We start from the raw sequence: 10,000 nt of genomic DNA, 5'->3' as shown, positions 1-10,000 counted from the left end.
AACTGGACCATTTTTTTCCGTAACATTAATCGTCTTGATCCCCTTACCTCCACGGCTTTGGATACGATAATCCATAACAGGGGTACGCTTGCCATAACCTTTGGCCGTTACAATCAGGATATCCAGGCTGGTATCCACGATGTCCATACCAATTACAGCATCACTCTCATCAAGGTTGATCCCTTTAACCCCTGTAGCGCTACGGCCCATAGACCGTACATCACTTTCAGGGAAACGGATAGACATGCCTTGTGCTGTACCAATAATCATTTCCTGCTGTCCGTCCGTCAGCTTCACTTCGATCAGGGCGTCATCTTCACGCAAGTTAATGGCAATCAAGCCACCTTTGCGGATATTTGCATAGTCGTCAAGCGGTGTCTTCTTAATAATCCCATGCTGAGTCGCAAAGAAAAGATAGCTATCCTCCACAAATTCCTCGATTGGAATTACCGCATTGATCGACTCACCCTGTTCAATCTGAATCAGGTTAATAATCGGTGTTCCCCGGGCTGTCCGGCTTAGATCAGGAATCTCATAGGCCTTAATTCGATATACCTTACCCTTGTCGGTAAAGAATAACAAATGATGATGTGAATTCGTAATGAACAGATGCTCTACGAAATCCTCATCTTTGGTATCCATACCCACTACACCACGACCACCGCGTTTTTGACTGCGATAGGTGGTAACAGGAAGGCGTTTGATATATCCCGTATGGGTTACAGTAATAATAACATCTTCACGCGGAATGAGATCCTCATCCAGAATACTCTCTTCACCCACTGTAATTTCAGTGCGACGTTCATCAGCGAAACGCCCTTTAAGTTCATTCAGCTCTTCGCTAATGATGTTGAGTACCAGATGCTCGTTCGCCAAAATCTCACGGTATTCCGCAATCTTTTGTATTAGCTCGTTATATTCGTTCTCAATCTTCTCACGTTCCAAACCGGTTAAACGTTGCAGACGCATATCGAGAATAGCCTGAGACTGCTCAAGAGTGAGCGAGAAACGCTCAATCAGTCCTTCACGAGCTGCTTCTGCAGTTTGGGAAGAACGAATCAAGGCAATAACTTCGTCCAGATGGTCAAGAGCAATGCGCAAGCCTTCCAGAATGTGTGCTCTAGCTTCGGCCTTTTTCAGATCAAATTCTGTCCGGCGACGAATAACTTCGACCTGATGTTTGAGATAATGATACAAGACATCCTTCAGGTTTAGAATCTTCGGTTCGTTGTTTACAATGGCAAGCATATTAATACCGAAATTCGACTGCATAGCTGTATGTTTAAACAAATTATTCAGAACGACATTCGGGTTCACGTCTCTACGCAACTCAATAACGACACGCATACCCGTACGGTCCGATTCATCACGCAGATCCGTAATGCCTTCAATACGTTTGTCACGTACTAATTCGGCAATTTTCTCAACCAGACGAGCCTTATTCACTTGGTAAGGCAGCTCATGCACGATAATCCGTGCTTTATTGCCGATCTCTTCTATGGTGGTCTTTGCACGCATGGTCACAGATCCGCGGCCCGTCTGGTACGCCTGACGGATACCAGAGCGTCCTAAAATATAACCTGCTGTCGGGAAATCCGGTCCTTGAATATAATCCATAAGTTCCATCGGCGTAATGTCAGGGTTTTCGATCAGTGCTTGTACACCATCGATAACCTCTCCCAAGTTATGCGGAGGAATATTGGTAGCCATCCCGACTGCAATCCCGCCGACCCCATTCACCAGCAAGTTAGGATAACGTGCTGGTAATACGACAGGCTCGCTCTCTTCACCATCGTAGTTCGGCATAAAATCAACGGTCTCTTTGTTCAAATCACGTAGCATTTCCATGGCAATCTTGGACAACCGTGCTTCGGTGTAACGCATCGCAGCGGCCATATCTCCATCCACGGAGCCAAAGTTACCGTGTCCATCCACCAACATGTAACGCAAGGAAAAATCCTGCGCCATCCGCACCATCGTATCATATACAGCCGTATCACCATGAGGGTGATATTTACCGATAACTTCGCCGACGATTCTTGCCGATTTTTTGTAAGGCTTATCTGGCGACATGCCTAGCTCGGACATCGCATACAAAATACGACGGTGTACCGGCTTCAGTCCGTCCCGCACATCAGGCAAGGCACGGCTAACAATAATACTCATGGCATAATCCATAAAGGATTCGCGCATTTCCACTCCGATATCCCTATTGATGATTTGCGAGTTATTTTGATCCGCCATGCTGGTCCTCCTTCTTATCCTTCAATACAATGCTCTCTATGTGAAAAGCCTAACAAGATACTGCCTATACACTCCGCTCTCTGCGCAGGATTTTGGCTGAAATCCTCATCTGTATAATTATATTACTTTCACAAAAAGAGCACAATTAAACGCATCTGTCCTCTTTACAGCGTAAATCCCTCGTCATTCTCTTTCTGCCTGTAGCAGATCGCTATTCTCTTGTACAACTCACAAGCCCTGATTATAACAAATTCCCCAGAGCTGGGGATTAGCCCCCACCATAAGGGCCTTTTCCACATACAATACGTATACGGTCAGGGTTCAATTAGCAAAATTCCGAAAAACGCCGTATTTCTCTATTATATCATTGTTTTACGCGCTTGTCCTTTAGTTTCCCTTGTTTTGTTAAAGTGTTGCGGATTCCAAGTACATGACTCATATTTCGAAAAGAAAGGGATGAGATTACTTGTCTATTCAACGAGTATCCAGTAAGTGGACCAAAACAAATGCCATTCTCCCCAATCCGACATTGGCTGCTTATGTACCGGAAACACGGTTGTACACATTTGATCACTTAAACGAAATGTTGGCCGTGTATGGTACTGTCTATATTAAGCCGGATAACGGTACTTATGGAAAAGGGGTTATGCGGGCAGAGAGGCTGACAGAGCCGCCCCCGCCGACAGAAGAAGGAATCATCGAAGAGAGAACTTGGTATGTGCTTCGCTATGAAGTAGACATTTTCACCTTCGAAAGTCTAGAAGATCTGCACAGAGTGGTTTCTTCCCGCATACGAAAACGTCCATATCTGATCCAACGTGGAATTCCACTTCTTCAGCATGAAGAACGCCCCTTCGATCTGAGGGTATTAACCCAGATGAACTTGAGACACCAATGGGAAACAACACTTATTGTAGGACGCGTAGCTGCTCCTGACAAAGTCGTCACCAATCATCACAGCGGTGGGACAACACGCTTTTTCAATGAGCTGGTCGCTCCATATATGGATGTAAAGGAAGCTGTACGACTGGAGCAAAAATTATCGAAAATGGGCGAACGGGTAGCCTGGCAGTTGCAAAAAAAATACCCACGTTTAAGGGAAATCGGATTAGATGTGGGACTGGATCAGCAAAATTATCCGTGGATTCTTGAGGTTAATACGAGACCAGCAATCAAGGTATTCTCTTCCCTTCCAAACAAAAGCCTCTATCATAAAATATTCAGATATGCAGTAGGCTACGGCCGATACTCTCCGTCGACAGGTAAACCCGTGCGCTCTAAGAAAAAAGCCTAAAACAATGAGATTAGATATTCAAATACACCCGGGCTGGTTAATGACAAGAAAAGGGACGCCCATTTGGGCGCCCCTCGTGAACTCTTACAAAATACTACCTAATGAGCATGTAATACAGCCACTAGGAAGGAACGTTACACATTAGAAATCAAGATTTTTCACGTACTTTGCATGCTCTTGGATAAAGTCACGACGAGGTTCTACATTATCACCCATCAAGGTATTGAACAGTGTATCAGCCAGCATCGCGTCACTGACAGTTACCTGAAGCATAGTACGACTCTCAGGGTCCATCGTAGTTTCCCAAAGTTGGGTCGCATTCATCTCACCCAAACCTTTATAGCGCTGTACATTGTACTTCGCGTTTTCTCCAAATTCCCTGATGATCTCATCACGTTCCGCCTCGGAGTTCGCATAACGTACAACTTTGTTACGCTCTACTTTGAATAATGGTGGTTGAGCAATATAAATATAGCCTGCATCAATGATTTTACGCATGTACCGATAGAAGAACGTCAGCAACAACGTACGAATATGGGCGCCGTCGACATCCGCATCTGTCATGATGATGACCTTGTGATAACGGGCTTTGGCGATGTCAAAGTCGTCTCCGATCCCTGTACCCATTGCTGTTACCATCGACCGGATTTCATCACTGGACAAAATACGGTCCAAGCGTGCCTTTTCAACATTCAGGATTTTACCACGAATCGGCAAAATAGCTTGAAAGTGACGATCACGCCCCTGCTTGGCTGATCCCCCTGCGGAGTCACCTTCGACAATGTACAGTTCACTAATCGAAGCATCCTTAGAGGAGCAATCCGCCAACTTGCCTGGGAGCGAACTGATTTCCAGCGCACTTTTGCGACGTGTAAGCTCACGCGCTTTACGCGCTGCTTCCCGGGCACGTGCTGCTTGTAATGATTTATCTACCACGCGGCGGGAAACAGACGGATTTTCCTCTAGGAACTCCTGGAGTTTCTCTGCGAATAAGGATTCGACAATCCCTCGCACCTCACTGTTACCCAGCTTTGTCTTGGTCTGACCCTCAAACTGTGGTTCTGGAATTTTGACGGAGATAATTGCCGTCAATCCTTCACGCACATCGTCACCGGTCAGGTTGGCATTGTTGTCTTTAATCAAGCCATTTTTACGTGCATAATCGTTTATAATCCGGGTTAATGCACTCTTGAAACCTGATTCGTGAGTTCCGCCCTCATGGGTGTTGATGTTGTTGGCAAAAGAATAAATATTTTCGGTATAGCTGTCGTTATATTGCAATGCAACTTCGACTTGAATCATATCCCGCGAGCCTTCGACATAAATCGGCTGTTCATGTAGCGCTTCTCTTTTTTGATTCAAGAATTGCACATATTCACTGATTCCGCCCTCGTAATGGAATGTATCGCTAGCTCCCGTCCGTTCGTCAGTCAAGCTGATTGCAATGCCTTTATTCAGGAAAGCCAACTCACGAATCCGCGTTTGGAGCGTATCATAATCATATACGGTCGTTTCTGTAAAGATTTGATCGTCCGGATAGAAGGTCGTTTGGGTACCCGTCTCGTCTGTATCACCGATGACTCTGACATCATACTGCGGAGCACCACGGTGATATTCCTGCTCATACAGATGTCCGTCTCGTTTAACATGAACAATCATTTTGCTGGAGAGAGCGTTCACTACCGATACCCCAACCCCGTGCAGACCACCGGATACCTTGTACCCTCCGCCTCCGAATTTACCGCCTGCGTGAAGCACAGTCATAACGACTTCCAGCGCAGATTTTTTCATTTTGGCGTGTTCGCTTACTGGAATACCACGTCCATTATCTGTAACGGTAACACTGTTATCTTCGTGAACCACAACTTGAATGCTGTCACAATAACCCGCCAGCGCTTCGTCAATGCTGTTGTCCACAACTTCCCAGACCAGATGATGGAGACCTTTGGCGCTTGTGGAGCCAATATACATCCCGGGACGTTTCCGAACCGCCTCCAGGCCCTCAAGGACCTGAATCTCGCCCGCATCATAAGACGGTTGATTCATAGACATGCCTTTCACCTACTTCTATAGATTCTATGGTTAAGCATTGGCAACAAACTGGTTTGCCCGCTTTTTGAGTGTTGTTGAGGAGATGGGGGAATAATACACCGTATTCTGAGTAACTACGATGGACTTGGCTTCCTCTTCGCCAATCATCTCGACATGCTTTTGCTGTTGGGCATGGTTCACGTATTGCTTGGAGATTTTAGAGGATTTTTCAATCGAGATATCGAAAATAGCCACAAGCTCTGACGAGCGGATGATTTTTTCTCCACCCAGATGAATATACATAGCGGTCACTCACTCCTTAGTGTTCCACATGCCCGTCGTGGACGTGATAAATATTGGCATCCTTGAGTCGTTCTGCGTTCAAAGTCTCAACCCCGGTTGCCGTGATAAAGGTCTGTACTTTGCTTTGGAAGGTCTCGATCAGCTGGGTTTGACGATAGGGATCCAGCTCGGACAAAACATCATCCAGCAGCAAGACAGGATATTCACCAATTTCCTCATGAATTAACTCAATTTCGGCCAACTTCAAGGACAGGGCCGTCGTCCGCTGCTGCCCCTGAGAGCCATACGTATGCACTTCTCTGCCGTTAATGGCAAAGGCTAAATCATCACGATGGGGTCCCGCCAAAGTCATGCCACGGCGGATTTCCTGTTCCCTCATTTGGGATAACTTTATCATAAATCGCTCCAATAAGACAGCTTCATCTTCTTCCTCTGGCTCACTGAAGGAGGGAACATAGGTTAATTTTAACTCTTCCGTCCCACCTGCGATCCCTTCATGAATAGCCTGAGCCCACTTTTGTAGCTTTGTTATAAATTGTTTCCGCTTTTTAACAATTTTAACACCATGCTCAACAAGTTGCTCATTCCATACCTCCAGCATCAGCTGCACTGACGCCATATCCTTACCCCAAGCTTGCTTGAGCAGGTTATTTCGCTGAACCAATACTTTCTGGTATTGCTGCAAATGATACAGATAGCCTGGCGCAACCTGGCCGATTTCCATGTCAAGAAACCGGCGGCGGACCCCCGGTGTTCCTTTCACAATTTCCAGATCCTCAGGTGCAAACATGACCACATTTAACGAACCGATAAAATCGCTCAATTTACGCTGCTCCAGTCCGTTGATCTTTGCTTTTTTGCCTTGTGTGGATAACGCGAGATCCAGTCTGATTTTCCCGTATTTTTTATCCACATCTGCGGCTAGGTGAGTGGAAGTAGCCCCGAAAGAGATTAACTCCTTGTCGCGGGACGTTCGATGACTTTTGGTTAAAGCTAGTACAAAAATCGCCTCTACCAGATTCGTTTTGCCCTGCGCATTTTGTCCGATCAGCAAATTAACGGGACCAAATTCATTCAGTTCCAGCTGCTCATAGTTCCGGTACTGCTGCAAAACAATGTTGTTCACAAACACATAGGGTCCCCCTTGTTACTCCGTACCTAAAAGGAGTCCTTGCCACCCAGGCGATCATGCTCCTGCTGTAACCTCGAAACTTCCGTTGTCCTCTACTTCTACGGTATCACCTGGGTACAGTTTTCTTCCACGACGTTCTTCCGGTTCACCATTCACACGGACTTGTCCCTCTTGCAGCAGGGCTTTAGCCATGCCTCCTGTGGATACACAATCGGCTAATTTTAAAAATTGATCGAGCTTGATGTATTCGGTCTGTATAGATATTGGTTTCAAGGCTTGTTCATCCTTTCGGTTGTCCTCAGGTGGGTTAACGCTAGACATCAGTTGGTTGTGCGATATGGCAGGATGATATATAGCGCATTGCTGGAATCTGCCGGTTTTAAAATAATGGGACTCATAATGCCGGTAAAAGCAATCGTCAGCTGCTCGCTGTCAATCACCTTCAGCACGTCAAGCATGTATTTGGAGTTGAACGAAATTTTGAGCGGCTCCCCCTCAAATTTGGACACCGTTACTTCCTCACGCACTTTGCCAAGCTCAGAGGAACTAGAGGAAATTTCCAAACCGCCATTTTCCAGCGACTGCATTTTTACGATATTCGTTTTTTCCTCACGGGACAGCAAATAAGCACGGTCAATTGACTCACTTAAACTTTTTGTATCCACAATCAGTTCTGTTTTGTAGGAGGTCGGAATAATTCTAGAAGTATCAGGATAGGTGCCGTCCAAGATGCGGGAATAAAATAGCACCCGATCTACTTTGAATAATACCTGATTGTCCGCTACTACGATATCCACAAGCATATTTTGGTCTGGAATAATTCTGCTCAGCTCATTCAGCGTTTTGCCCGCAATGACAACATTGCTAAAGCGCAAGCCTTCAGACGTCTCCAAATGAGCGCTGCGGGTGGCAAGGCGGTGGCGGTCCGTTGCCACAAACTTCAGTTCCCCCTCAGCCAGATTCCACAACACGCCGGTTAAAATCGGTGTCGTTTCGTGGGTGGAAATGGAGAACACCGTCTGTTTAATCATATTTTTAAGTAAATCTCCTGGCACAGAGATGACTTGATTTTCTTCAATGTTGGGAAGCACCGGGAATTCTTCAGGATCTAAGCCAACAATCTGAATTTCAGTTGCACCGGACGAGATAAAGGTTTGGAATTGGTCTTTTACCTCCATACGAATCTCCTGCGAAGGCAACTTTTTGATAATTTCGACAAAGAATTTGGCAGGCAGCACCACACTACCGGGTTGTTCAACCTGAACGACAGTTTGGTCACCATCCTCCATCGGAATAAAGGATTGAATCGAGATGTCTGTATCGCTGGCGGTCAGCGTTACTCCCTGGTGATTCACATCCAGCTTAATACCACTCAGAATTGGAATCGTAGTTCGACTTGATATCGCTTTGGATACATGTTGTATAGCCTCGTTCAAAACGTTTTTCAGAATGCTGATCTTCATAAGTTCCTCCTACGGGTTTTAATCCTTCAAGCACGCGTTGACGCGGGCCTTATTTAGGTGATGTATATCTTTAAAATATATTAGTAATAGTAATAGGCGCACTGAATATGTGGATAAGTCACTGTAACCCTAATAAAATCAAGCCTATCCACATGTGTATAAATTGTGTATAGGCTCTGAACTTGTTCAGGTTGGATTTTTGATTTTTTCTATTAGGTTGTTGATAACTTTAAACAGATCCTGATCCACTTGAATGGATTTGGAGATTTTTTCGTGCGCATGAATGACAGTCGTATGATCACGCCCACCGAAAGCTTCACCGATTTTTGGCAAAGAATAATCGGTTAACTCACGAGACAGGTACATGGCAATCTGTCGTGGAAAAGCTACAGCCTTCGTCCGTTTACGCGCTTTAAAATCCTCCAGCCGTAAATTGTAAAATTCCCCGACTTGGTGCTGTATATCCTGGATCGTGATCATTTTTGGTCGACTGGACGGGATAATATCCTTCAGCGCCTCAGCCGCGAGATGACTTGATACATCCTGATTGGTTAAGGAGGAATAAGCGACAACGCGAATAAGCGCCCCTTCTAGCTCACGGATGTTTGTATCGATTTGATTAGCGATATACATCATGGCTTCATTGGGAATATCCAGGTTTTCTGCCCGCGCCTTTTTACGAAGAATAGCAATTCTCGTTTCCAGATCCGGCGGTTGGATATCCGTTATGAGTCCCCACTCGAAGCGAGAGCGTAGCCGTTCTTCCAGCGTTGGAATCTCTTTAGGTGGCCGATCGCTTGAGATTATAATCTGCTTGCGTTCCTCATGAAGCGCGTTGAACGTGTGGAAAAATTCCTCCTGCGTCGATTCCTTACCCGCAATGAATTGAATATCGTCAATGAGCAGAATATCAATGTTGCGATATTTATTCCGAAAACTTTCCCCGCGGTTGTCCCGGATAGCATTAATGAATTCATTCGTAAACTTCTCCGACGATAAATAAACGACCTTGCTGGCCGGATTGTGCTCCAAAATATAGTGTCCGATAGCGTGCATCAGATGCGTTTTTCCCAGCCCTACACCACCGTATAAAAACAGCGGATTGTAAGCTTTGGCCGGCGCCTCGGCGACGGCCAGCGATGCCGCATGGGCAAAACGGTTCCCCGATCCGATGACGAATGTATCGAATGTATATTTGGGATTCAGCATATGGGACACAGCTTCTTCATGAACGACCGGCTGCTGCTGAGGTTGTTGCTGAAGGTCGACCTCGGCGGGCTTGTTCTCTTCAATAACGAACTTGACCTCTAGCTGTTTGCCCAAAATCTCATAAACCGTTGCTCCGACTAGCTTGGTATAGCGGCTTTCAAGCCATTCCACGGCAAAAGTTGTCGGTGCAGAAATCACAATGGAGTGGTCATTTAGTTTCGCTGCCTTGGTAGCCTTAAACCAAGTGTCGTAACTCGGCTTACTCAGCTTGGTTTGTATGATGGATAGAATTTGCTGCCATAGTTCAGAGGTATGGCTGTCCAC

The 10,000-nt window shown here is 45.8% G+C and carries 8 protein-coding genes (1 of these 8 cut by a window edge); 1 reads left to right on the top strand and 7 read right to left on the bottom strand.

Annotated elements, in window-relative coordinates:
* Window positions 1–2,244 carry the 5' portion of a DNA gyrase subunit A gene (gene gyrA / locus MHH57_RS00040; RefSeq protein WP_029518981.1) on the bottom strand. 321 nt of this gene lie to the left of the window's left edge, so only the first 2,244 of its 2,565 coding nucleotides appear in the window; the start codon lies at window positions 2,242–2,244; the stop codon falls past the left edge of the window.
* A 466-nt stretch (window positions 2,245–2,710) separates the two neighbouring features.
* Here gyrA and MHH57_RS00035 point away from each other — a divergent pair, with 466 nt between their 5' ends.
* Window positions 2,711–3,538 carry a YheC/YheD family protein gene (locus tag MHH57_RS00035; RefSeq protein WP_342434688.1) on the top strand — a complete coding sequence of 276 codons (828 nt, stop codon included), beginning with the start codon at window positions 2,711–2,713 and terminating at the stop codon, window positions 3,536–3,538.
* A 141-nt stretch (window positions 3,539–3,679) separates the two neighbouring features.
* On the opposite strand, the gene gyrB is transcribed toward MHH57_RS00035, so the two are convergent.
* The 6 genes from gyrB to dnaA all read right to left on the bottom strand — a co-directional run bounded on the left by gyrB (window position 3,680) and on the right by dnaA (window position 10,000).
* Window positions 3,680–5,590 (bottom strand): DNA topoisomerase (ATP-hydrolyzing) subunit B, encoded by a 1,911-nt coding sequence (gene gyrB, locus MHH57_RS00030; protein ID WP_013308100.1) that lies wholly within the window; start codon window positions 5,588–5,590, stop codon window positions 3,680–3,682.
* Window positions 5,591–5,620: 30 nt separating this feature from the next.
* The gene (locus MHH57_RS00025) at window positions 5,621–5,872 is read right to left on the bottom strand and encodes an extracellular matrix/biofilm biosynthesis regulator RemA family protein (protein ID WP_007433255.1); all 252 of its coding nucleotides are present in this window, start codon (window positions 5,870–5,872) and stop codon (window positions 5,621–5,623) included.
* A 16-nt stretch (window positions 5,873–5,888) separates the two neighbouring features.
* Window positions 5,889–7,004 carry a DNA replication/repair protein RecF gene (gene recF / locus MHH57_RS00020; RefSeq protein ID WP_013308098.1) on the bottom strand — a complete coding sequence of 372 codons (1,116 nt, stop codon included), beginning with the start codon at window positions 7,002–7,004 and terminating at the stop codon, window positions 5,889–5,891.
* 54 nt (window positions 7,005–7,058) lie between these two features.
* Entirely contained in the window at window positions 7,059–7,277 is a 219-nt protein-coding gene (gene yaaA, locus MHH57_RS00015; protein ID WP_029518979.1) for a S4 domain-containing protein YaaA, read from the bottom strand.
* Window positions 7,278–7,324: 47 nt separating this feature from the next.
* Window positions 7,325–8,467 (bottom strand): DNA polymerase III subunit beta, encoded by a 1,143-nt coding sequence (dnaN, locus tag MHH57_RS00010; protein ID WP_029518977.1) that lies wholly within the window; start codon window positions 8,465–8,467, stop codon window positions 7,325–7,327.
* Window positions 8,468–8,653: 186 nt separating this feature from the next.
* Window positions 8,654–10,000 (bottom strand): chromosomal replication initiator protein DnaA, encoded by a 1,347-nt coding sequence (gene dnaA / locus MHH57_RS00005; RefSeq protein WP_029518975.1) that lies wholly within the window; start codon window positions 9,998–10,000, stop codon window positions 8,654–8,656.

This window comes from Paenibacillus sp. FSL H7-0442 (assembly GCF_038593105.1).
GTDB classification, from domain to species: domain Bacteria; phylum Bacillota; class Bacilli; order Paenibacillales; family Paenibacillaceae; genus Paenibacillus; species Paenibacillus polymyxa_D.
The sequence above is the reverse complement of the archived record's forward strand: the minus strand, read 5'-3'. Positions and strand labels throughout refer to the sequence as shown.